Source organism: Bifidobacterium sp. 2450 (assembly GCF_041900695.1).
Classification (GTDB): Bacteria; Actinomycetota; Actinomycetes; order Actinomycetales; family Bifidobacteriaceae; genus Bifidobacterium; species Bifidobacterium longum.
In genome coordinates this window covers 12,114-36,377 of record NZ_JBHEEA010000013.1, presented here as the reverse complement: position 1 = coordinate 36,377, position 24,264 = coordinate 12,114, and the positions used below count along the sequence as shown (strand labels likewise).

The window sequence follows — 24,264 nt, the reverse complement described above, 5'->3', positions numbered from 1 at the left end:
ATCAGACGCCATGGCCACAAGCAAAGGAGCATCTATGACCACAGTCGCCGTCATCGGCTGCACGCACGCCGGCACGTTCGCCACCACCTCGATTCTCGCCGAGCACCCCGATTGGACCGTCCATGTTTTCGAGCGCAACGGTACGCTGTCCTTCCTCTCCTGCGGCATCGCCCTGTGGGTGGGCGACCACGTGTCCGACCCGAAGAAAATGTTCTACTCCTCCCCTGCCGCTCTGGCCGAAGCCGGCGCGACCATGCATATGCGCACCGACGTGACGTCCGTGGACCTCGACGCCAGAACCCTCACCTACCGCGCGCTGGACGAGGCCGGAGACCCCGCCGAACAGACCCTCGCTTTCGACAAACTGGTCGTGACCACCGGCTCGCGCCCGGTCATCCCGCCGAGCCCCGGCATCGACAGCCCGCATGTGCTGCTGTGCAAGAACTGGGATCACGCCATCGCCATCAAGGAAAAGGCGAAAACCGCCAAGTCCGCAGTGGTGATCGGTTCGGGCTATATCGGCGCGGAAATCGCCGAGCAGTTCAGCGTCACCGGCGTCAAGACCACGCTGGTCGACGGCCTTGATCGCCCGCTGGCCAATAATTTCGATAAGACCATCACCGATCAGGTGGCGGCCGCGTTCGAGGAGCACGGCGTCACGCTTGCGCTCGGCCAGAAGGTGGTCGAGTTCCGCGACAATGACGACGACACCGTCACCGTGGTCACCGAAAAGGGCGAGTACACGGCCGAAATGGCGATTCTGGCCGTCGGCTTCCTGCCGAACACCGACCTGCTCAAGGGCAAGGTGGACATGCTGCCGAACGGCGCGATCGTGGTCGACGACTACATGCAGGCGTCCGCGCCGGGCGTGTACGCCGCCGGCGACTCCGCCACCGTGTTCTACAACCCCACCGGTCAGCACGATTACATTCCGCTGGCCACCAACGCGGTGCGCCAGGGTCTGCTGGTGGGCCGCAACATCGAGACGCCGACCGTGAAGTACATGGGCACACAGGCCACGTCCGCCGTGCAGCTGTACGACCTCTCACTCGCCACCTCCGGCCTGACCCGCGCGGGTGCCGAACGCCGCGGGCTCACGGTCCGCGAGACCTCGCTCACCGAGGATTATCGCCCGGACTTCATGCTCACCACCACCCCAGTCACGTCGATTCTGACCTGGGACCCGGAAACCCGCAAGGTCAAGGGCGGCCAGTTCTGCTCCAAGGCCGATATCTCCGGCGCGGCAAACGTGATTTCCATGGCGATTCAGGCCGGCTTCACCATCGACCAGCTCGCCAACGTGGACTTCCTGTTCCAGCCGAACTTCGACAAGCCGGTCTACTACGTCGGCGCCGTGGCCATGAAGGCGGCCGTCGAATAAGACGGCTGTACTCACCGCAAAAAGAAACCCCGGCGTGATGGGCGCCGGGGAGAGAAAGGAGAGAAGAAGAAAGAGGTTAAGTTATGCAGCTTGCTCGGCCGCGATTACATATAACAACACCAGTTTCAATGCAACGTGGGCACTGGCTGGGAATCGTCTGGGAATCACGGCCCGTACAGGCTGTTTTTTGTTTTTGGAGCCGATTTACCGGCTGGCCTTGATCTTGCGGGCCAGTTCGGCATCCCACATCGCGCCGGTGGCAGACATCACCGAGTCCGCGCCGGCGTCACGGTACGCCTGATAGTCGGCGGGCGAGACCACGCCGCCCACGCCATTGATCTTGAAATCAAGACCGAGCTCCTCGCGGATCGCGGCCAGACGGGCGACCATGTCGAGGCCGGCGCCACGAATCGCATTGCCGCACACGCCGGAGCGATCGCGGCCTGCACCGGGCAGGGCCTGATTGCCATTGGCATCGACCAGTTTGGCGGAAATCGTATTGATGGTGCTGAATCCCTGAACCGTGCCATGGCCCACGGTGGAACGCACCATGAGTTCAAGGTCGTCGTCGCTGGGGATGTAGGCGAGCTTGACCATCAGCGGGATGTCGCCGATCTCCTGCTTCACGGCCTCGGTGATGCGGCCCACGAGCAGCGGATTGTGGCATAGCAGGCGGTTGTGGCCCTCGTTGGGGCAGCTGGTGTTCATCACCATAAGCTTGGCACCGGTCTCCTTGACCAGGCGGGCGGTAGTGGCATGGTCGGCGATGTATTCCTCCTCGCTCATGCCCTCCACACGCGAGCCTTGGAAGCTCGGGACCAGCACTTGACCGGGGCCGGCGGCCTCGATGGCGGCGCGCATGTCCGGCTGCCAGGCATCCGGGCTTTGCGAGGGCACGCCGAAGCTATTGGAGATGGAGATCGAAGTCTCGTAATTGGTGTCGGCGAGCACGCCCTCGTCCAGTTCGGCGCTGCCCGGCGTCAGTGAACCGTCCGCCGCCTTGGGGTGTACGGCGAGCACGTTCGGGAACGGATTGCAGCCCCAGGCGCGCGAACGCACGGTTTTGTAGGTCGCCAGATCGAAGCCCATGCGGAAGGCGGCCGTGGTGAAGCGGCTGTTGAGCAGCGGGCCTGCGGGAATGCCGAAAGGCAGGTTGACCGGCTGGCCCAGGAAGGAGGCCGAGGCACCCTCGGAGGCACCCTCGCTGGTGGTTCCGGCGGCATCGGCACCGTTGCTATCCTTCAGCGCCTCGGCAAACGCGCCGAACGGCCCTTGCTCATAGTTGTCTTCGTAGCTGCGGCTGACATCGTAAAACGGCTCAAAATCACTCATGCTTCAACGATAAGCCAACCTGCATGCGCACACGCACACTCAACCCATCATCGCGCCGGCAAACGAAATAATGGCGAAAGCGGCATTGGCTACCACAAAGATGATGAACGTCGGAGCTGCCCAGCCAAAGTACGTGTCTGGAATACTACGATTCGTACGGTGATATTGGCGCAGCTCTTTACCGTATATCACGAATATGATGATCGATCCGATCACGCCGATTACAGACAACGACAATGAGAATATCAAATATGCGTTGCCATCAAGATAGTTGCCGGCAAGGGTATCGATGGCGCCGGAAAGAATCGCATTGTTGAAGATGTGCAGTGCGATCGACCAAACCAACGAGTATTCCATGGCCACGAATCCCAGAATCAGGCCAAAAAGGAACGCGAATGTGCCTTGCACTACGTCGTCATGGAACAGGCCGAACACCATTGCCGAGGTGACGATGGCGAAGTTCTTGCCCAACGGCTTGAGCTCCTTCATCAGTACGCCGCGGAACAGTACTTCCTCGCAAATCGGAGCGACCAGCCCAACGTACAGCCACATGCTTACGGTGACGCTGGATTCGGCGATGCTGTCTGACGTGGGAGAGGCAAGATCGATGCCCAGCATGGAACAAGCGACCTGCACCAACATAACGATGCCTTGCACGCCCATGCCCAGCACGATGAACATCAACGCCCAGAGAGGCTGCATGCGTCCGCCGCCATATTGGCTGATGTGACCAAGCTGATTGGGCTCCCCGTACGAGTCGCGATGCTGGCCACCAAGCCAGAATTCGCGGGTGAAGATGTCACGGTGGCGCATGAGCAGCAGAAATCCGAACGCGACGAACACCGATATCAGGCTGATGATGCCATCCCACTGCACGCCGGACAAATCGCTCGCGGTTATTACGCCGACGATAATGGTGGCGACCATTGCACCCAAGAGCATCATGCCTTCATAGGCGAGAGTCAGTCCCATTACACGATTGACCACCTTGCGACGCCACGTGCGCCATGCACGGCGAGGATCGATCGGCACGACCACGGGCATTGCTGCGGGCATCGTGGCAGGCATTGCGTTGGGCATTGTGACGGGCATTGCCGGAGCCGTTTGCACGAATGGTTGCGGCGCAGCGGAATAGGGTTGTGGCGCATAGCCCACTGGTTGAGCGTAGTACGGATGAGCGAGGGGCTGCGGAGCCGACTGTTGCGCCGGGTATGTGGAATAGGCGGATTGCGCCGGATACGTTGGCTGCGTGGGATACATCGGCTGGGCAGGATACGTAGGTTAGACGGGATATGTCAGGTATACGAGCTGCGCGGCGTATTGTGCAGGCTGCACAGCAGGTATTGCGGCCTGCGGCACAGGTTGTGAAACACCTTGTGGAGGTAGCGGTTGTGCCCATGCCTCCGGCTGGCCCGCATATTGCGGCTGCATGCTCGGCCCAGGCTGGGCATACTGTGGCGTCTGCGGCATCGGCGTCTGTGACTGTGCCGCAGACTGCGGTGCCGGTCGAGGTGGCAACGGTTGCGCTGACAGCGATTGCGCCGGAGCCGTATCGGAATCGTTCGACGGATTCATGTCATTCATGGTCATGATGCTCAGCCTAACCGTCATTACTGGATGAACCGTGATTATGTCCACAAATGTGTACGAATTCAGGCACAGTATTCCGAACGCTAGGATGGAGTTCATGAGTGTTGGGAAAAGCGCCGCCACGCCGGTGTTGGTGGCTGCGGTGGATAACGACCGTATGGCGTTGTTGGTGGAAGTATTTGGGATGCTAAACGAGTTGCCGCATTGGAACCAGACGATTGCGTGAAGTGACCCTATACGTAAAAGGTCTCACTGGTTCAAACCAGTGAGACCTTTGTTTGATGCGATGCGAGCGACCCAATAATCTCAATCAGACACAGAGCCAACGGCCCTGGGCCTGCAATTATGGACTCGCCTTTCGGCGAGGCTCAATGCTGGCCTCGCTGCTGTCGCAGCTCGGCACAGGGCCTGCCGAAAGCCCACCGGGCTTTCAGCAGGCCGATCGCGGCTAAATAATGCCGCGATCGGCCAACGGCCCTGTCCAGTCTGCGTCCTCCGGCTCGCGGGCGGACTCGATTTTTTCTTCGGGCCAGTGCTTGGCGGGAATGGTCTTGGGCTTGAAGGGGAACTTTTCGGCGCGCATCTTTTCGTAGGCGGCGATGTCGTCCTCGTACTGCAGCGTCAGATCGATGTCGTCGTAGCCGTTCATCAGACGCCAACGCACGTAATCGTTCACTTCGAACGGCAGGGTCACGTCACCGCAAGTGACGGTGCGAGTCTCCAGCGAGACAGTCATCTCGCGACCAGGCTCTTCTTCCAGCAGCTTCCACAGGAGCTCGACGGACTCCTGCGGCATAATCGCGGCCAGCACGCCGTTTTTGGCGGTGTTGCCGTAGAAGATGTCGGCGAAGCTCGGCGCGATGACCACGCGGAAACCGTAATCGTGCAGCGCCCACACGGCGTGCTCGCGGGAAGAGCCGATGCCGAATTCGGGGCCGGCGACTAGGATCTGGCCCTTACCGGCGCATTCCGGCTTGTTGAGCACGAAGTTCGGGTCTCGGCGCCATGCGTAGAACAGGGCGTCATCGAAGCCGGACTTGGTCACACGCTTCAAGAACACAGCGGGAATGATCTGGTCGGTATCGACGTTGGAGCGGCGCAGCGGCACGCCCACGCCGGTCAGTGTGGTGAGTTTTTCCATAACAATTTTCCTTTCGGGGATCTCTCCCCCAGTCAGTCTTCGACTGACAGCCCCCCTCGTCAGAGGGGGCTCATGTGTATTGACTCAGAGATCGGCGGGGGACGAGATTGTGCCGCGGATGGCGGTGGCGGCGGCTACGGCCGGCGACGCCAAATGCGTGCGCGAGCCCTTGCCCTGGCGGCCCTCGAAGTTACGGTTCGAAGTGGAAATCGAGCGCTCATTCGGTACCAGCTTGTCGGGGTTCATGCCCAGGCACATCGAGCAGCCGGCATTACGCCATTCGGCACCAAAGTCCTTGAACACCTTATCGAGGCCTTCCTTCTCCGCCTGCAGACGCACACGGGAGGAGGCCGGCACCACGAGCACGCGGTGAATGTTCTCGGCCTTGTGGTGGCCCTTCATGATCGCGGCGGCCTGGCGCAAATCGTCGATACGACCGTTGGTGCACGAACCAATGAACACGGTGTCCACGGCGATGTCCTTGATCGGCATGCCCGGCTTCAAACCCATGTATGTAATCGCACGTTCGGCGGCGGCGCGCTTGGTGGCGTCGGCGATCTTGTCCGGCTCCGGCACGGAGGCGGTGATCGGCAGACCTTGGCCGGGGTTGGTGCCCCACGTCACATATGGACCGAGCTTGGTGGCGTCAATATCCACCACCTTGTCGAATACGGCATCGTCATCGGTCTTCAGCGTCTTCCAGTACGCCGCGGCCTGATCCCACAGCTCGCCTTCCGGCGCGTGCGGACGGCCCTTCAGGTACTCGAACGTGGTCTCGTCCGGCGCGATCATGCCGGCACGCGCACCGGCCTCGATGGACATATTGCACACGGTCATACGTTCGTCCATGGTGAGGTTACGAATCGCCTCGCCACGGTATTCGATCACGTAACCCTGGCCGCCGCCGGTGCCGATCTTGGCGATAATCGCCAGAATGATGTCCTTGGCGGTCGCGTCCGCGGGCAGCTTGCCCTCGACGTTGATGGCCATGGTCTTGAACGGCTTCAGGGACAGCGTCTGCGTGGCCATCACGTGCTCGACTTCGGAAGTACCGATGCCGAACGCCAGCGCGCCGAACGCGCCGTGCGTCGACGTATGCGAATCACCGCACACGATGGTCATGCCCGGCTGGGTCAGGCCCAGAATCGGGGCGAACGCGTGGACGATGCCCTGATCAGCGTCGCCCAGCGGGTGCAGGCGCACGCCGAACTCCTTGCAGTTCTTCTCCAAAGTCGTCAGCTGCAGTGCGCTCGTCTCGTCCGGGTTCGGGCGATCGATATCAACGGTCGGCGTGTTGTGATCCTCGGTGGCGATGAGCTGATCCACGTGACGCGGCTTGCGGCCGGCCAAGCGCAGGCCCTCAAACGCCTGCGGGCTGGTGACCTCATGCATGAGCATCAGATCGATGTACAGCAAATCAGGAGCTCCGTCGCCGCCCTTGCGCACCAGATGATCGGCCCAGACCTTCTCGGCCAGTGTCGTTCCCATAGTGATTCCTCCAAAATATTCCGCGCGAGGTATTGTGTTCGCGCCTTGTTCGTGGTATTAGCCTATGTGCTTGCGATGGGCCCGGCCATGAGCATGCCGGATATTGAGATACGGTCAAATGACGGCCTCAATATGACTCGGATACGACTCGAACATGACCTAGGCATGACTCGGTTCCACTCCAGAGATGTCTCTTCGGCGTCCAGGAACGCCGCTTCAACTTCATGACCACCCTGTGAGACACTTCCCCGATTTGCTATTTCACTATGTGAGATGGCATAATCGCCCTTATTATGACTGATTCCCAAGAAGAGCCATTGAACAACAGCTTGACCGAGTCCGAGCCGGTCGAAGACACCACCGCCAAGGACGATGGGGAAATCCATTCCGGCGTTGGCGTCCTTGATAAAACCGTAAAGATTCTTGACGCACTGGAGTCCGGCCCGTCCACGCTGGGACAGCTTGTGGCCGCCACCGGTCTCGCTCGACCGACCGCACATCGTTTGGCTATTGCACTGGAACGCCACCGTTTCGTACTGCGCGACCAGCATGGCCGATTCGTACTCGGCTCCCGTTTCGCCGAACTTGCCGCCGCAGCAGGCGAAGATCGTCTGCTGACCGCCGCCGGCCCGATCCTGCAGACCCTGCTCGATCGCACTGGCGAGTCTGCGCAGATTTACCGCCGCCAGGGCGATCAGCGCGTGTGCATCGCCGCTGTGGAACGCACCTCCGGCCTGCGTGATTCCATTCCCGTGGGTGCCATGCTGTCGATGGAAGCCGGTTCCGCCGCCCAGATTCTTCTGGCTTGGGAGGATTCCGACCGTCTGCACCAGGGATTGCGTCACGCCAAGTTCACCGCCACCAAGCTGGCCGCCGTACGCAAGCGCGGCTGGTCCGAGTCCGTGAACGAGCGCGAAGAGGGCGTGTGCTCGATTTCCGCCCCGATCCGCAACGCCTCCGGCCAGGTCATCGCCGCCATCTCGATTTCTGGGCCGACCGGCCGCATGGGCGCCGCTCCCGGACGCCGCTATGCGCCGCTGGTGATGGCCGCCGGCAAGTACCTCACCGAAGCACTGGTCAAAGCCGTTCGCTGAAACATACCAGTCAATCCAACCGATAGCCCAACCGGCAGAAATCCCGCGTCACAACGAAAGAGGCACGTGATTTCTGCCGTTTTGACGGCCTGAAACGGCAGGAATCCCGCGAGGTATCCGTCGAGACGCGGGATTTCTGCCACTAATCGTCCAACACAGCGGAAGGCCCCCGAAACCTCGAATACTTCGCGCCGCTTTCCGCCTCTATCAGGAACAGTTACCTGAATAAACCGGGTTACCTGAATAAACCGGACAGTTGACTCCATAGCGACGGCTTGCGCAGCAAATCATCGCCCTCACCCTCGCCAGGCGCGGCCTGGTTCACCGCATAGGTGTAGGCGCGTTTGGAACTGGGCTTGCCCACCAGTTCGCCAAACTCCAGCAATTGCGTACGCGGTTCGTAAGGGTGACGGATATCAAATTCGATCAATCGCGTGGCACGTTTGGCCGGAGCCGGTCCGTACGTATTGAATCCGCAGGTTGGCGTAGCGATAAGCAACAGACCCTCATGTTCGCCGACGAAACCGTTGCGATGATCATGACCAGCTACGATGCCGAAATACCCCTCGCGCAGCAATTCGAATTCGTCTGACGTATCAGGGCAGGATATGCCTTCTCCCAAATATCCGCCGGGCTGGGTTTGCAATTCGTCCAGCACGTAGTAGGTATCGGCGTGCGAACGATAGCCCTGCATGGCAAACGCCGCGTTGGCCGCCACCGGCTTCAGCACGTTGTAATACTCGGGCATCGGCATGTGTTGGAACACCATTGATCTCGCACCGATACGGTCGGGCACGGCGTTCAGGAAGGCGAGCGCTTCGGGCGATGGTGTGCCGAAGCCGCCGCCATGCACGTAATCACCGGAGTCAAGAATGACCAGACCCAGCACATTGCGCGTATGGTCAACGTCCATAACCGGCAGCGCGAAGGTGCCTGGTTCACCGGAACCCACTGCGGATGCGGGGGAAGACACAGCAGAAGGCACAACAGCATCGGCACCAGCATCATCAACGACGCCCAGCGTATCAGCCTTCGCAGTAACCCCCGCACCGGAGCCAGTGGCACCAGACAGCGTCTGCACAGCGCCACCCGCTCCACAGGTGTATGCAATCTGGTTCGGCAAGGTCTCGCTTGGCGGGTTGACACAACCGGGGAACTCACGATAGATACCGTCCAGTTCGGCATTGCTTAGCCCGCATTGGAAATCATGGTTGCCATACGTCACAGCCCACGGGATGCCGCGCGCCGCCAACGGCTCAGTGAACTGGCCAATGGCCTTGCGCACCAGCGCTCGGGTATGGTTCAGTGCGGATCCGGCAATAGGTTCGTCACACCAGCGACGTTTACGGAATGAATCGGCGAACGCCGGATCGTAGCCGGCGATCTGGTTGCCGGAGAAAATCACCAGATCAGGCCGTGTGGCATCAAGGCTGGCCTCAATCAGGGCGATGGTATCTTTGGAGACTTTCGGCCCATCCTGAATGTCGGCAATCTGCAGCACGCGGAACTTGCCGGAATAGTGGAATTGCAGTCGTCCGAGACGCGCAGAGATAGAGACCGAGCGGCCGTCTTCGGCATCGGCCGGCTTGATACGGGGTTTCGACGACATCCCCTCTGGCGTACGCTGTGTTTCCGTCATGCCCTCCACTGTACACACAAACGAAAAGGCCCGCCGGAGCGGGCCTTTTCTACAAGTTCAACTACTGGAGCAGAATCTCTGCACAACATCATCGTTGTAACGGTAAGTCTTTCCAATGCCCGTCCAACGTAACAGTCCTCGTGACCATACACTATTTGTGAGCTCTGCTCTGTTCAGTTGTTCTTGTACCTCATAATCTATTCATCACTCCCGTTTCTCGCAACCTGCAGAGAGTCGTTGTGCGTTTTTTATCACAACTGTTCAATCGCACTTTCTGGCTATCGGAAAACGAGCTGAACCGTTCACATCGAACCCGTCCGATGTTCGATTTCGTTCGTTTCACCGCCGCTCACGGCGTGTCGCGAGCGGCGCTAGCACACTCAAAACCAACCAACACCGAACTAACATGAACACCCGTTGAATTCTGGCGCGTTCAGTCGCTTTCCGGCCACGCCAAAGCTTACGATATAAGCTATGGCACAGATATTTGACGCACCTTCGAAGGCAATTCTGCGCAGCCAAATCGCAGAGCATATTGCCGAAAACGACAACAACGACCGCCGCGTCGATCAGGAAGGCGAGGCACCGCTGCCCAAGGACCGTTTCTTCGACCGCGAGCTCAGCTGGCTCAAGTTCAACCAGCGCGTGCTCGAATGTGCGGAGAACGAAGACATGCCCCTGCTCGAGCGCGCCAACTTCGCCGCGATCTTCGCCTCGAACCTTGACGAGTTCTTCATGGTCCGCGTCGCCGGCCTGAAGCGCCGTATCGACTCGGGCATTGCCGTGCCGTCTGCCGCCGGCCTGAGCCCGCGTCAGCAGCTGCGCGCGATCAGCGAGACCGCACACCGTCTGCAAGACGAGCACGCACATTACGCGATCGACACCATTCTGCCGGAATTGGAGGAGGAGCGCATCGTCCTGCTGACGTGGGACAAGCTCACATCCTCCGAGCAGGAGCGCCTCTCGCGCTACTACCGCCAGCAGGTGTTCCCGGTCCTGACGCCGCTCGCCGTGGATCCGGCCCACCCGTTCCCCTACATTTCCGGCGGTTCCATCAACCTGGCCGTGATTGTGGAGAACCCGGCCTCCGGCAAGTCGCACTTCGCCCGCGTCAAGATCCCGGGCAACCTGCCACGTCTGGTGCCGGTGGACGACATGACCGATGAGGAGTCCAAGGACGAGCGTTACGGCTTCATCGCCATGGAAAAGCTCATCGCCGCGCATCTGGAATCCCTGTTCCCGGGCATGATCATCAAGGAGGCCCGCTCCTTCCGCGTGACTCGTAACGAGGACATCGACGTGGAAGAGGATGACGCCGAGAACCTGCTCAACGCCATGGAGAAGGAGCTGCTGCGCCGCCGCTTCGGACCGCCGATCCGTCTGGAGATCACGGACACCACGAGCCCCTTCCTCTCCCAGCTGCTCGCCGACCAGCTCGGCGTGAGCCAGGACGAGGTATACCGTCTGCCTAGCCCGCTGGACCTGACCGTGCTCTTTGAGCTCGGCAGCGTGGACCGCCCGGACCTGAAGAACCGTCCGTTCGTGCCGACCACGAACCGTCAGATCGCCGAGGTCGAGTCCTCCCGCGCACAGGATATTTTCGCCGCCATCCGCGAGCGCGACATCCTGCTGCATCACCCCTATGACTCCTTCTCCACTTCCGTGCAGGCCTTCCTTGCGCAGGCCGCCGCGGACCCGAAGGTGCTGGCCATCAAGCAGACCCTGTACCGCACCAGCTCCAACTCGCCAATCATCGACGCCCTGATCGACGCCGCTCATGCCGGCAAGCAGGTGCTGGCTTTGGTGGAGATCAAGGCTCGTTTCGACGAGGACGCCAACATCGCGTGGGCCCGCAAGCTCGAACGCGCCGGCGTGCACGTGGTGTACGGCATCGTGGGCTTGAAGACCCACTGCAAGCTCATCGAGGTCGTGCGTCAGGAAGCGGACGGTCTACGCCGCTACTGCCACGTAGGCACCGGTAACTACAACCCGAAGACCGCGCGACTGTACACCGATCTGGGTCTGCTGACCTGCGACCCGGTGGTCGGCCAGGATCTGACTCGTCTGTTCAACCAGCTCTCCGGTTACGCGCCGAAGTCCAGCTTCCACCGTCTGCTGGTGGCCCCGCGCACCGTGCGCACCGGTCTGATCCAGCGCATCCGCCGCGAGGAGGACGCCGCACGCGCCGGCAAGGAGGCCTGGATCAAGATCAAGGTCAACTCCATCGTGGACGAGAAGACCATCGACGCCCTGTACCGTGCCTCTCAGGCCGGCGTGAAGATCGACATCGTCGAACGCGGCATCTGCGCTCTGAAGCCCGGCGTTCCCGGCCTGTCCGAGAACATCCGCGTACGTTCGATTCTCGGCCGCTTCCTGGAGCACTCCCGCATCTACGCCTTCTGCAATGCGGACGGCCCGCAGATCGGCGAGGGCCCGGCTTCCGGCCCGGAGGTCTACATCGGTTCGGCTGACCTCATGCACCGTAACCTTGACCGCCGCGTCGAGGCTCTGGTGCGCGTCACCGCCCCGGAGCAGATTGACGAGCTCATCAAGTACGTGGACCTGCAGATGGCCGACTCCACCATGAGCTGGCACATGCAGCCCGACGGCACGTATGTGCTGCACACCAAGGACGACGAGGGCCGCCCGCTGGTCGATAGTCAGGAATACCTGATTCGCAAGCACCAGCGTCGCCCCAATTCGCATAACTGATTTCACTCGATGCTCCCTGTCAGCGCAAGCTGACTGAGGGTGGTTACGATGCCCGGCTCCTCTTTCGAGAGGATGCCGGGCATCGTTGTTCAGCGCGCAAAAACTACGTAGCAGCGGTCCAACGTGACCTACAATACAAGAGATGGGTACGAACAGTATGAGACGAATCGTGGAAGCCGCCGGCGGTATTCTGTACCGGTGGAAGGATGATGCCGAGCCGACGCAGGCATCATCTCCATCAGCGAAATCCAATATTGCCACCGATGGCACCATCATCGCGAACACCACGGATTCTGACGGCGAGACCACGGCAGCACCCGGCGCATCGGACGCGGCTTCCACCCCGGACCCGGCACAGACCGACAGCCCAGCCACAACGGACAACGTACTCAACCGCATCGAACTGTGCATCGTGCATCGCCCGAAATACGACGACTGGAGCTGGCCGAAAGGCAAGGTCGACCCAAACGAATCACACCGGCATGCCGCCGTGCGCGAGATCGGCGAGGAATCGGGCCTGTCCGTGGAGCTCGGTCCCTATCTGGGCGACATCGAGTACCCGCTGTCCGAAGAGGGCAGCAAACAGCGCCATACCAAGGATCGGTCGGCGGACACCAAGCACATCCAGTTCTGGATGGCCACGCCAATCAGCGCCATCGACAATCTGCGGCGCACCCATGCGTTCGGCCCGGTGCATCGGGCGGACATCGACGAAATCGACGAAATCCTGTGGTTGACGCCGGCTGAGGCCCGCAAGAAACTCAGCCATTCCACCGATAAGGACATCCTTGCACTATTCGTTGACCGAGTGCAGGAGGGCGCGCTTGACGCCGTGCCGGTGATTATCGTGCGCCACGGCAAGGCAGAAGCGCGCAAGCTGTGGAAGGGCTCGGACGAGAACCGTCCGATCACGCCGCGCGGCGCGGCTGCGGCATACGCGCTGAACCGCGAGCTGGCGTGTTTCAATCCGAACCGACTGGCCACGTCGCCTTGGGTGCGCTGCCAGGAGACGTTGGAGATGTTCGCGTGGCAGACCGGACGAGACATGGTTCATCTCGATCCGCTCACCGAAGATGCATACGCCGCTGCGCCGGACACCGCATGGGAGTGTCTACTCAGCGAAATCGAGTTCGCACTTGAGCGCCGTCAGCCCATAGCGATATGCATGCACCGGCCGGTGATTGGTGGTATGTTCGAACACCTGCGCAGCATGTGCGTTGCGCCGTCTCTGAGCAAACGCCTAATCGCCAGGACACCGTTCATGCCGACCGGCACGGCGGTGGCGCTGTTCGTCACTCCGACGCCTCATGGTCCCAAAATCATCGATATTCAGAAGGTTCAACCGCTTGTCTACTAGACCCGTATTTCCTGATTCATCCAACTCCTCGGCCGCTGCCGCCGCAGCTCATGCCGCGCACAATGGTGCCGCCGGCAGTCTGGGCCCAGGCTTCGGCTCGTTGCGTGCGGCCGGAGCGGCATTCGGACCTGCTCGCATGGGTTCTTCACGTCCTTCGCGCCCGGCTCAGCTCGACCCGGCTGTGGCCGATGGATTGGCCGGCGGCATGGACCCGCAAGCGTTGAGCGAGATGAGCCATCTGTCCGCTGCCGCATTGCTGGATCGTGTGCGCCATAGCGAAGACCCGGCGGTTGTTGAGCGGGTGCTCACGTTGGTGGAGACGGTCGGCGTGGATGAAATCGCCGAACTGTGGAGCGATGCCGAGCCGGATTCGCTGCCTGGTGTGCTGTGGCGACTGTATATGTTGCGTACGTGGATGCGATCGAATCGCGACTCAATCGCGCATCTGTGGCGCTTGGGTGAGCCGGTGGCCACTACCGCCTCCGCCATCGCCGGCGTGGATCAGGCTCCCAGTGAAGATGACATCGTGCGATTGGCCGATTCGATTCTCTCCGGTGCTTTTGTGGGCGATTTTGCCGTGGCGCTTGAGCGTGCGGCGGCGTTTACCGATGTGGTGGCGTTGGGCTTGCGCGTGGAGGCGCGGCGCATGGTGACCCGGGCCGAGGCCAACGGCGGCTTCTCCTCGGATGCCGACGAAAAGGCGGTGCGCACCAAAGCCGCCCGCCTTATACACACCGCCGGCAGCCTCATGGCCACCACCAAGGATTTCCAGCACGGCGCCAACCTCTGGCGCAGAGGCCGGTTGGAGTAGCCCTGCTCCAGGCTCCCTCTGATGAGGGAGCTGTCACGGGCGATGCCCGTGACTGAGGGAGAAACCCACCAACCGCACCCCAACAATCAGCTACCGGCCAACACCACCCCTTCCCCGGCGCGGCGAGACCCATCGCAAGCTATACTAAGTACCCGCGTCGGACCGTGCTTAAGCCCCGGGCTCCATTTTTTGCCGCCGCGAGCGGCCCTTGCGCCGACAGGCGCTTTCGCGGTTCGGCGCTTCTCTTCTTTCCCTCACTCAAAATGCATGCCTCATGCAATCACAACGGCATCCCCATCATTCTCTACGCTGTCAGCAAAGCAAAACCACGATTAAACCGAAAGACCACCCCACTGAGCCCGTCTCAGCGGGGCAAAACCACGACCGAGTCAATGGTCCGCCCCGCTAAGGTCGGCGCGCAACGGCATAACCCCCAATCCCGCCGAATAATGCTCCATTTCAGTTCCGATTCAGCCGTAATCCCCGAGCCAAAGGAGAATTGGATGGGGTCGGCTTCGTAGAGCCAGGCTCCAGTCCAAGCAGCAACGACAAAACCGACACGGCGGAGGCCGCCGACCACGCCTGCGGATGGCAAGCCGCAGGATACGGAGAGGGGCCGTTCTCCCCCGAATCCCCGGAGTACAATTCCGGGATCTGGTAGCCGAAGGCATCCGCAGCGCGAACCAATCCGTCGGCCACACGCAACGCCTCCGCCTCATAGCCTTCTGCACGAAGACCATTCATCACGATGGCACTGTCATGAGCCCACACAGAGCCGCAATGATAGCTCTCAGGCCAGTACCCACCAGCCAGTGTGCTCATGGTACGCACGCCATAGCCGCTGAGCATGTCATCACCAACCAAACGGGCCACCACATCGCGCACACCCTGTTCATCAAGAATGCCCGTGCCAAGCAGATGCCCAATATTGCTGGTCAAGGAATCAACCGGCTTCTTGTCTCGATCCAGCGCAATCGCCGGATAGCGGCCATTGCCGTCATCAACCCAGAAAACCTCGTTAAACCGGGTCTTCAGCCGCTTGGCCCATGCGCGCCAATCCTCAGCCCCAGGGCGCCCGAATTTCTCCAGCACATCCGCGCCGAGCATGGCTGCCTGATAAGCATATCCCTGCACTTCGCACAAGGCGATCGGGCCGTCGGCAATGCGTCCATCGTTCCAGCGTACGGAGTCTCCCGAATCCTTCCACCCCTGGTTGCTCAGGCCATGACCAGTGCGATCGATGTATTCCAAGAATCCATCGCCATCGCAATCACCCCAATCGCGCAGCCAGGCAAGTGCGGCCTCAAGGTTCGGCAGCAACGCCTCAATCTCCTGCTCCGGCGCACCCCAGCGCAACGCCTCGGCGAGCAAAATAATCCACAGTTCGGTGGCATCAATGGTGCCGTAGTACAGCGGGGGCAGGCTCAAAGTACCGACAAAGGTGCCTTGCGAGACAAGCTGTTCGCCGCGCAACTCATGCATAATCTTGCCTGGATCTGCATTGCTTTCATCATCGTGCGCGGTCGTCTGGAATCGAGCCAGTACGTGCAAGGTGTCCAACGCCAATGTGACGTCCAAAGGCAGCATGAATCGGGCAGCCCATAGGGAGTCGCGGCCGAACAAGGTGAAATACCATGGCGCTCCAGCCGCAAGAAAAGCATGATTCGGATCATCGGCAATCATCATACGCAATGCGGCCAAATCTTCCAGCGACGTATTAATCCACCGGGAGACGCGGGTATCCGCCGCAACGGCACGGAGTCCATCCCATCCACATTGAGTCCTCGCCGCGGCGACAGGAGCGGCATGGGTGGACTCCACTGAAAGCTTCCAAGCAAGCTGCACCATGTCATTCGCCGGAACATCAATGCACCAAGACAGCACGGCTTCATTTCCGTTCCACACCACATGTCCTTCCGGCGCGTGGAGCGTGAATGCGTTGCCCTTACCATCCTCGATTCTCAGACCATCGGTCTCGACCGCAGCACGAATCTCGCCACGCAGTAACGTCTCAGACCGTGCTCCACCTTTGATTTCCTGCATAGTCGACATATCGGGAACAATCGTCACACGAACCGCTACCCGAACATCGTCATCTCTGCCAGACTCAATGGCAACATGTTGCTCAAAGCCTGACTCCACCACCTGCTCAGTGGTAAGCACCCGGAACCGTGGGTCGGCCGTCTGTCCCTCCAATGCGCGCGGAACGGACACCATCGTTCGCGTGCTTGCGTTATCACGACGAACCGAAATCGACACAGGTATATCACCATCAATATCCGTGACAATTGTGGACACAAGACGAGTGTCTCCCACATACAGTCCCGTCACCGGACCTCCATCAATGGAGCCATCGGCATTCGACCATAGCTGGCAGGGGGAATGCAGCAGCACCAATTTGTCGTGAAGCCATGGCTGCAATGTTTGTGTTTCAGGCATAATGCTCCTTTATCATCGTCATCGAAGGCCGGTCATCCCTTGACCGCGCCGTCCGTGACATTCATAATGCGTTTTTGGAAAATAAAGAACAGCACGGCGACCGGAACAGTCATCACTGCCGCTGCCGCGAGTTTCAATGGATACTGATTGCCCTGACCCAGCTGTCCACTGGCCAGAGTCGCCACGCCTTTGGTCAGCGTTGCCATAGATGGCGATTGCGTCGAAATGATGAAATGCGACAACTCATTCCATGATCCCTGGAACGACATGATTGCAATGGTCACAATCGAGGGCCGCGCCATGGGCAGCACAATCGACCAAAAGATACGGAAGGTGCCAGCACGGTCCACCATGGCCTGTTCTTCAACGCTGCGCGGAATCGATTCGAAGAAATTCTTCATGATGAACACGCCTCCGGCATCCACCAATAGTGGGAAAATCATGCCTGCATAGGTGTCGTAAATGCCCAGACTCTTGATAACCAGGAATTTCGGAATCATAAGCGCCACTCCCGGCACACTCATCACTGCCACCAGAGTGAGGTAGATCAGGTTACGGCCGGGAAACCGCAGACGGGCCAGTGCATATCCGGCCAGCGAATCGAAGAACACCCGTCCTATGGTGACAAAAATCGTCACAATCAACGAATTCTTGAACCATAGAGGGAAATCGGAATGTAGGAACAATCGGCTGTACGCGGCACTCGTCCACACCTGTGGAACCAACGACACCGGATTGGCAGAGGCGTCCGCATCCGTTTTAAACGACGTACTCACCTGGATGATAAACGGCATAATGTAGATCAGCGCAATGGCAATCAGCACCACATATAGCAGCACTCCGTTTCGTCGTATCGTTTTCCACCACAGACGGGCATCGCTCCGCCGCCGCGGTTCTATTGATTGCTCACTCATTGGTACCTCCTTGCACGGTAGAACCCGTATATGTTGCCGGAGAGGTCAGTCCAGCCCGGGACATGGCTCTAGCTTCTTCTTTCATCGCCGCGTAGTAGGCGCGTTTGCGCTTCGACATATTTCGATCCCGTAGCAGGAAGCGAACCACGGCCGCCATAACGATGATGACCACGAACAGGATGAAGGAAATGGCCGCACCTTGCCCCCACTTCTGATTTTGAAACGCTGCGGAATACGACAAATACGCCGGAGTAATGGTGGTTTTTGCCGGATCTCCCTTGGTGCCGGTGTAAATCTGGTCAAATACCTGCCATGTACTCACCACACCCAAAATGATCACGGTGAAAATAGTCGGCCTCAGTTGGGGCAACGTTATTTTCCAGAATCGCTGCCAAGCGTTGGCACCATCCATAATGGCCGATTCCTCGGTCTCATCACCGATGGCTTGCAACGCCGTGATAAACATCAGCATGAAAGTTCCGGAAGTGGTAAAAATGGCCATCAAAATGACGGCGAACATGGCCACGGAAGGTCCAGCCAGCCAGTCCCACCAAGTAATTCCCAAGAACCCGTGCTGAGTCAATGAGGCGGGTCCTTTCTGCACACCGAACCAGCCAAGTATCACTTGGACAATGCCACGGGGATCATTGAACCAGTTCGGCCCCTTGATGCCGAACCATCCCAGCACTGCATTAATAGAACCGGTGGCGCTGAACAGAAACATCCACAGCACAGTGATGGCCACAGAGCTGGTAACCGAGGGGAAGTAGAACGCCGTGCGGAAGATGCCTCGGCCCTTAAGAATCTTCCGGTTCAACATCACCGCCAAGGCGAGTGAGAGCATAGTCTGCAACGGGATGACCAGCAACGTATACCATGCGTTGTTTCTCATAGCCGTTCCGAAATCGCTCTGAGAGAGTCCCGGCGTGGTCAGTACTTGCCTGTAGTTCTCCAGCCCCACGAAATGGACATTGCCGAAGAAAGGATTGCCTCGTCCAGCCCAATCGGAGAAACTCACCCACAGGGCCATCACGATGGGAACAAACAAAAACAGGCCAAGGATAATGATGATGGGAAGGCAGAACAGCCAACCGGAAATGGCTTCCGATGTTCTACGAATACTTTTGGCATTCCGCTCATCAGACGAATGATGTGTTGCGTTCAACATGAGACATCCTTGTTCCGATGATGTTCCTGGCGAATCCGTCGCACGGCCGATTCGCCAGGAATACCGTCTATTGCATAATCGCTTCGAGGCTCTTCTGGGTTTTGGTGAGAATGGATTGCACATCGGCGTCCTGCAGACCGCCGACCTGCGAGTTGAAATCGTTAATTACGGTCGACACATCTTTGTTGTTGGGCACGCCAACCGCATAGTCAAGTGCATCGGCGAATGCCGTGAGATCGGGGTACTGCTGCTTCCATTCATCGGTCAGACTCTTCTTTGCGGGCATAACGCCGAACGCCTCGGAAAAACTCATCACCGTCTCCTTGCTCGTTAAGTATTCAACCAAGTTGAGGGAATCCTTCTGGTTTTGGCTGTCTGCAGCAATACCCCATGCATTGGTGAACAACAGGGTCTTCTTGCCCTTGGGGCCTTCCGGCAACGGAATGAACTTGTAGTTGATATTGGGATAATCCTTCTTCATGCTGCCGGTCAGCCAGTTGCCTTCAATCGACATCGCCGCTTTGCCGAGGCCGAATGCCTCGCCGCCCCAACCAGCGTTGAGGTCGTCGGCAAATTTGGCAACGTCATCCTTCAGCATTTTCTGCACTTCAGTCAGACCGGCAACACTGCCTTCAGAATCGGCAATGGCCTTGGTACCATCATCGCTGACCAGGCCGCCGCCCGCCTGCTCCATGAATACACCGATGCGGGCAAATTCTCCGCTCATGGTCAAGCCGACATGGTCTGCCGTGGTAAGCTTCGCCGCCACATTCTCCAGATCATCCCACGTCTGCGGATAATCAGCGTCAGTCAATCCGGCCTGCTTCCACATGTCTGTATTAATAACGAGCTGCAATGTGGATACGTCTTTGGGAACGCCGTACAGTTTGCCGTCATAGGTGAAGGATTGCAGAATGTTGCTGTAATAGTCGCTCTTGTCCTGCAGCATGTCGCCATAAGCCAGCAATGACCCATTCGCCGCGTAACCCGCCACCAGCTCAGGGGAAAGATAGAACACGTCCGCCGGGGAGCCTGACGCGAAACCCTGAGACAACTGCTGGCCGATATCACTGGACACCACCACGCTCGCCTTATGGCCGCTCTTCTTGGACCATGCCGCCACAGCGTCCTTGACCGCATTGTCTTCGGCGTCACTCGAAGACCAGATCATTACTGTCATCGGCTTCGACGAATCCGATGTCAGCTCGTCCACACTGGTGGCGGTAGCGTCGCCCTCCGAAAATCCTCCGCCGCCGCATGCCGCCAACATTGCCACCGCCGCGATGCTTGCCGTACAGGCCGTCAGTCGTCCGCGCTTCATTTGATACTCCTTACCTTTCACTACTTTGTGATCTGGTTCATCTCCAGAGAATTTTAACGTTCGAATCTTCTTCCATGCAGAAAGTCAAGTAACTGTCGTTTTAGCATTGATTTTCTGCGTGTCTTATTTTTTAACGTTCAAATTCTGGTTATAATGTAACGCAGCGTTGAAAATATGTCAAACACAAGCGCGCCGAGCAAGGAGGCACACCATGGACGAGTCGCGACTCATCACCATCAAAGACGTGGCGAAAGACGCCGGAGTCTCCGCGCAAACCGTATCCAACGTCATCAACACGCCACAGCGCGTTCGTCCGGACACCCGCAACCGCGTACACCATTCCATACAGAAACTCGGATACAAACCCAATGCGTCGGCCAGAAGGCTGCGCACCAGCCGCAGCGACACCGTAGCTCTAGGCATCCACCCCGCCGATTCGCCGATCTTCGATCGTTTCCTTCATGCTCTCACCGCCGAAACGGATATGAGAGACCTGCGTATTCTGCTGTACAAGACTGACACCGCAGAAGACGAGATCTCACATTTCGAATCACTGCTCGCCACATCGGACGTGGACGCCTTCATCCTGACTGACGTTACCTTCGACGACCCCAGACCCGATTGGCTACGGCAGCACAATCAGACCTTCTCCCTGTTCGGACGCCCGTGGGGCGCCGACATCAATGATCCGACTATTTCCTGGGTGGACGTGGACGGGAGAGACGGCACACGCCGAATCACCCAACACCTCATTCTGAACGGATACCGCAACATCGGATTCGTTGGGTGGAGGCCTCCATCCAGCACCGGACATGATCGACTCTCCGGATGGAGAGACGCCATGATGGCCGCCAAGCTCTGCTCCGAAGAGCAACTCGAACGATTGACCGTATTCACTGATGATGACGTCGCCTCAGGGCAACAGGCGTTCCAGATCATGAGCCAATCCAATGCAGACCTCGACGCCGTGGTCTGCATCAGCGATACCATCGCCGCCGGCGTATACATGGAAACGCACGGGGACATAACCATCACCGGATTCGATGACACCCCAATATCCCGCTCGCTGAACTTCTCCAGTATTCGGCAGCCGCTTAACGACATCGCAAAAGCCATTCTTGATTCTCTGCAGCAGCAGCGCACTCACGGCGAAGACGCCCGAATGCACCTCCTGCTCCCCCCGCAACTCGTCATACGTTGACGTCCATCTATTGTCCCTATTCATCATCGCATCACAATCAGCAGAGGAGCTCCCATGCCTTCATTCCCCCAACCGCGCATCAACCCCAGCATGGGACCGGATACTGTGCTGCAAGGTGACCGCTGGCGCATCGGCGTGATCACCGAGTCGCTTATCCGACTCGAATGGCAGGATGATGGCGTATTCGAAGATCACGCCACACAAATGGTCGCGAATCGAAACTGGGACGTCACCCCACAGTTCACCCATACCGTACGCAACGAGCTACTCATCGTCGACACTCCGACGCTTCGCCTCACTTACGACATGCAGCCGTTCAGCAAGGAGGGCCTCAGCATTGTGGTGAGAGGAGTGGCCAACTCGCAAATGAACACCTGGCACTACGGAGATGCACAAGACGGCAACCTGCACGGCACCGCACGTACGCTCGACACTGTCGACGGAGCAACCCAGCTGGAACCCGGTATCCTCTCGCGTGACGGCTGGGCCGTAATCGATGATTCCAGTTCCAATATCATCACCGATGCTGATGCCATCAATGGAGAGGCCAACCCGTTCGGTGTTTGGGTCACGCCACGCACCAATCCAGAGACTGACCTGTATTTCTTTGGCTACGGGAACCAGTACATCGAGGCCATACAGGACTTCTACCGCCTGACTGGCCCGACACCGCTGCTGCCTCGATTTGCGCTAGGCAACTGGTGGAGCCGTTATCATCGATACACCGAACAGGAATATCTGGCGTTGATTGACCGTTTCGAACATGAAAAACTGCCCTTTACCACAGCGGTTATCGATATGGACTGGCATTTGGTGGATGACGTCGATCCTCAGTATGGTTCCGGATGGACCGGTTACACATGGAATCGTGAGCTCTTTCCCGACCCCGAGCGGTTCCTCCGCTCATTGCATGAGCACGGTCTCAAGACCACGCTTAATGTACACCCGCGCGATGGCATTCGCGCTTTCGAGAACGGTTATGAGCGGGCCGCCCTGCACATGGGCATAGATCCAGCTAGCGGGGAACCGGTGGAATTCGATGTGACCAGTCCACGATTCATGGAGACATACTTCGACTTGCATCACAAGTTGGAGGATGAAGGCGTTGACTTCTGGTGGCTGGACTGGCAGCAAGGCGGCGTGACCAGACAGCAGGGCCTCGACCCGCTCTGGATGCTCAATCATATGCATTATCTGGATTCCGGACGCAATGGGCGCTGGCCGTTGACCTTCTCCCGATACGCCGGCCCAGGCTCTCACCGGTATCCGGTCGGGTTCTCTGGAGACACCGTGGTGACATGGGAATCGCTCCAATTCCAGCCTTATTTCACCGCCACCGCCTCGAACATTGGCTATGGATGGTGGAGCCACGACATCGGCGGACATATGTTCGGCTACCGCGACGAAGAATTGGAGGCCCGATGGTACCAGCTCGGCACATTCAGCCCGATCAACCGACTGCACTCCACGGATTCCCCGTTCAACGGTAAAGAACCATGGAACTTCCATGCCGAGATCCGTCATGCGATGAATGCCGCATTGCGTCTGCGTCACGAAATGCTGCCCTACCTGTACACGATGAACTGGCGCGCATCAGCGGCAGGACGACCTCTCGTTGAACCGATGTATTGGCAGGACCCGAACAACGCCATGGCCTACGAAATCGGACATGAGTTCCGCTTCGGTACTGAATTGGTGGTCTCTCCAGTCACTTCTCCCATTGACCGTGACGTGCAGCTTGCCAAGACAGACGTCTGGCTGCCACAAGGCACCTGGTTCGATTTCTTCACCGGCCGTCGGTATGAATCGAAATACAAGAGCGGCAGGAGCTTCGAGGCTTGGCGTGATTTACATGGCATTCCAGTGTTCGCCAAGGCCGGAGGCATCGTGCCTATGCAGCCATTAGATGCCAACGGACTGAACTCCACCAGCAACCCCTCCCATGTCATGGTGATGGTGTTCCCCGGAGCCGATGGAGCATTCACCGTCAAAGAAGATGACGGCACCAACCAAGCGCTGCCGGACGATTCCAAAGCCGCGTCCACCACATTGACATTGGGCTGGGGACCAAATGGCACCAACTCTGCAGATGCGGCGGCATTCACCATCGCTCCGGCCACGGGCAATATATCAGCCCTTCCCGTAGCCCGGTCATGGTGCATCATCTTCCGCGGCGTAGCGCCGGCCACCGTCACCGTTACCGTGGATGATGAGCCAATTACAGCAGATACCACTTATGATGAAGCGACGTTGAGCCTGTCCGTGTCGGTTCCATTAGTGCCGATCACGGCCTCAATCACCATCACTGCGGCGAATGGGCTGACTTATGCCAATGATCCGGCACTCGGTGATGCTTTCACCGTGCTGTATAACGCGCAAATCAACTACCTGACCAAGGAACGGGCCAATGCAATGATTCGCGCGTACGGTGCAGACGCACTGAACGCGCTGTACACGCTCGAACGCACGAGCGGCGCATTCCCACGTCATGATTTTGAGGAGTCCCATATGCCGCAATCTGTGATTCAAGCCGTTGCCGAACCTTTGCTGCGAACGTCAGGCTCCTTCCCAGACGAGAATAAGAGCTGAACAACCTAAGGAGAATCAATATGGTGTAAATCAACCCTTGTTTTGCACCATATTGATTCCCGGTTTTACACCTTTCGCGTTCCCGGT

18 protein-coding genes are annotated in these 24,264 nt (G+C 58.9%); 8 read left to right on the top strand and 10 right to left on the bottom strand.

The features are described from left to right. Positions 1 to 34 precede the first annotated feature (34 nt). Positions 35 to 1,381 (top strand): FAD/NAD(P)-binding oxidoreductase, encoded by a 1,347-nt coding sequence (locus ACEUKI_RS08210; protein WP_374156705.1) that lies wholly within the window; start codon positions 35 to 37, stop codon positions 1,379 to 1,381. A gap of 204 nt (positions 1,382 to 1,585) precedes the next feature. Here ACEUKI_RS08210 and ACEUKI_RS08205 read toward each other — a convergent pair whose 3' ends face one another. The 3 genes from ACEUKI_RS08205 to ACEUKI_RS08195 form a co-directional block, all read right to left on the bottom strand. Further along, on the bottom strand, positions 1,586 to 2,713 hold the full coding sequence (locus ACEUKI_RS08205; protein ID WP_374156704.1) for a diguanylate cyclase: 1,128 nt from the start codon (positions 2,711 to 2,713) through the stop codon (positions 1,586 to 1,588). Positions 2,714 to 2,752: 39 nt separating this feature from the next. After that, the gene (locus ACEUKI_RS08200) at positions 2,753 to 3,793 is read right to left on the bottom strand and encodes a CPBP family intramembrane glutamic endopeptidase (protein ID WP_260847412.1); all 1,041 of its coding nucleotides are present in this window, start codon (positions 3,791 to 3,793) and stop codon (positions 2,753 to 2,755) included. Positions 3,794 to 3,994: 201 nt separating this feature from the next. Then, entirely contained in the window at positions 3,995 to 4,303 is a 309-nt protein-coding gene (locus ACEUKI_RS08195; RefSeq protein ID WP_374156703.1) for a hypothetical protein, read from the bottom strand. Between the two features lie 97 nt (positions 4,304 to 4,400). On the opposite strand from ACEUKI_RS08195, the gene ACEUKI_RS08190 reads away from it, so the two are divergent. Then, positions 4,401 to 4,529, top strand: a complete 129-nt coding sequence (locus ACEUKI_RS08190; protein WP_260847413.1) for a hypothetical protein — start codon at positions 4,401 to 4,403, stop codon at positions 4,527 to 4,529. Positions 4,530 to 4,751: 222 nt separating this feature from the next. Here the strand turns inward: ACEUKI_RS08190 and leuD are convergent, their stop codons facing one another. Together leuD and leuC are read right to left on the bottom strand one after the other, a co-directional pair. Continuing rightward, entirely contained in the window at positions 4,752 to 5,444 is a 693-nt protein-coding gene (gene leuD / locus ACEUKI_RS08185) for a 3-isopropylmalate dehydratase small subunit (RefSeq protein WP_374156702.1), read from the bottom strand. 84 nt (positions 5,445 to 5,528) lie between these two features. Beyond that, a complete protein-coding gene (gene leuC / locus ACEUKI_RS08180) occupies positions 5,529 to 6,932 on the bottom strand; it encodes a 3-isopropylmalate dehydratase large subunit (RefSeq protein WP_374156701.1) in 1,404 nt (467 codons plus the stop codon). Positions 6,933 to 7,225: 293 nt separating this feature from the next. On the opposite strand from leuC, the gene ACEUKI_RS08175 reads away from it, so the two are divergent. Further along, positions 7,226 to 8,026, top strand: a complete 801-nt coding sequence (locus tag ACEUKI_RS08175) for an IclR family transcriptional regulator (protein ID WP_008783385.1) — start codon at positions 7,226 to 7,228, stop codon at positions 8,024 to 8,026. Positions 8,027 to 8,261: 235 nt separating this feature from the next. Here the strand turns inward: ACEUKI_RS08175 and ACEUKI_RS08170 are convergent, their stop codons facing one another. Beyond that, on the bottom strand, positions 8,262 to 9,665 hold the full coding sequence (locus tag ACEUKI_RS08170) for a metallophosphoesterase (protein WP_115770453.1): 1,404 nt from the start codon (positions 9,663 to 9,665) through the stop codon (positions 8,262 to 8,264). A 474-nt stretch (positions 9,666 to 10,139) separates the two neighbouring features. Here ACEUKI_RS08170 and ACEUKI_RS08165 point away from each other — a divergent pair, with 474 nt between their 5' ends. From ACEUKI_RS08165 to ACEUKI_RS08155, 3 genes are all read left to right on the top strand, one after another. Beyond that, entirely contained in the window at positions 10,140 to 12,377 is a 2,238-nt protein-coding gene (locus ACEUKI_RS08165) for an RNA degradosome polyphosphate kinase (protein ID WP_144169328.1), read from the top strand. 157 nt (positions 12,378 to 12,534) lie between these two features. Continuing rightward, positions 12,535 to 13,734, top strand: a complete 1,200-nt coding sequence (locus ACEUKI_RS08160) for an NUDIX domain-containing protein (protein ID WP_374156712.1) — start codon at positions 12,535 to 12,537, stop codon at positions 13,732 to 13,734. Further along, positions 13,724 to 14,545 (top strand): hypothetical protein, encoded by an 822-nt coding sequence (locus tag ACEUKI_RS08155; protein WP_374156700.1) that lies wholly within the window; start codon positions 13,724 to 13,726, stop codon positions 14,543 to 14,545. The genes ACEUKI_RS08160 and ACEUKI_RS08155 overlap by 11 nt, the downstream gene beginning before the upstream one ends. A gap of 459 nt (positions 14,546 to 15,004) precedes the next feature. On the opposite strand, the gene ACEUKI_RS08150 is transcribed toward ACEUKI_RS08155, so the two are convergent. The 4 genes from ACEUKI_RS08150 to ACEUKI_RS08135 form a co-directional block, all read right to left on the bottom strand. Continuing rightward, entirely contained in the window at positions 15,005 to 16,984 is a 1,980-nt protein-coding gene (locus tag ACEUKI_RS08150) for a glycogen debranching N-terminal domain-containing protein (RefSeq protein WP_374156699.1), read from the bottom strand. Between the two features lie 32 nt (positions 16,985 to 17,016). Further along, on the bottom strand, positions 17,017 to 17,898 hold the full coding sequence (locus ACEUKI_RS08145; RefSeq protein ID WP_115770278.1) for a carbohydrate ABC transporter permease: 882 nt from the start codon (positions 17,896 to 17,898) through the stop codon (positions 17,017 to 17,019). After that, positions 17,891 to 19,066: a carbohydrate ABC transporter permease gene (locus tag ACEUKI_RS08140; protein ID WP_115770277.1), complete on the bottom strand. Its 1,176-nt coding sequence runs from the start codon at positions 19,064 to 19,066 to the stop codon at positions 17,891 to 17,893. Before ACEUKI_RS08140 ends, ACEUKI_RS08145 begins: the two co-directional genes overlap by 8 nt. Positions 19,067 to 19,133: 67 nt before the next feature. Then, positions 19,134 to 20,387, bottom strand: a complete 1,254-nt coding sequence (locus tag ACEUKI_RS08135; RefSeq protein WP_374156698.1) for an extracellular solute-binding protein — start codon at positions 20,385 to 20,387, stop codon at positions 19,134 to 19,136. Positions 20,388 to 20,598: 211 nt separating this feature from the next. Here ACEUKI_RS08135 and ACEUKI_RS08130 point away from each other — a divergent pair, with 211 nt between their 5' ends. Together ACEUKI_RS08130 and ACEUKI_RS08125 are read left to right on the top strand one after the other, a co-directional pair. Further along, on the top strand, positions 20,599 to 21,588 hold the full coding sequence (locus ACEUKI_RS08130; RefSeq protein ID WP_115770275.1) for a LacI family DNA-binding transcriptional regulator: 990 nt from the start codon (positions 20,599 to 20,601) through the stop codon (positions 21,586 to 21,588). 54 nt (positions 21,589 to 21,642) lie between these two features. Continuing rightward, on the top strand, positions 21,643 to 24,177 hold the full coding sequence (locus tag ACEUKI_RS08125; RefSeq protein WP_374156697.1) for a TIM-barrel domain-containing protein: 2,535 nt from the start codon (positions 21,643 to 21,645) through the stop codon (positions 24,175 to 24,177). Positions 24,178 to 24,264: the final 87 nt, after the last annotated feature.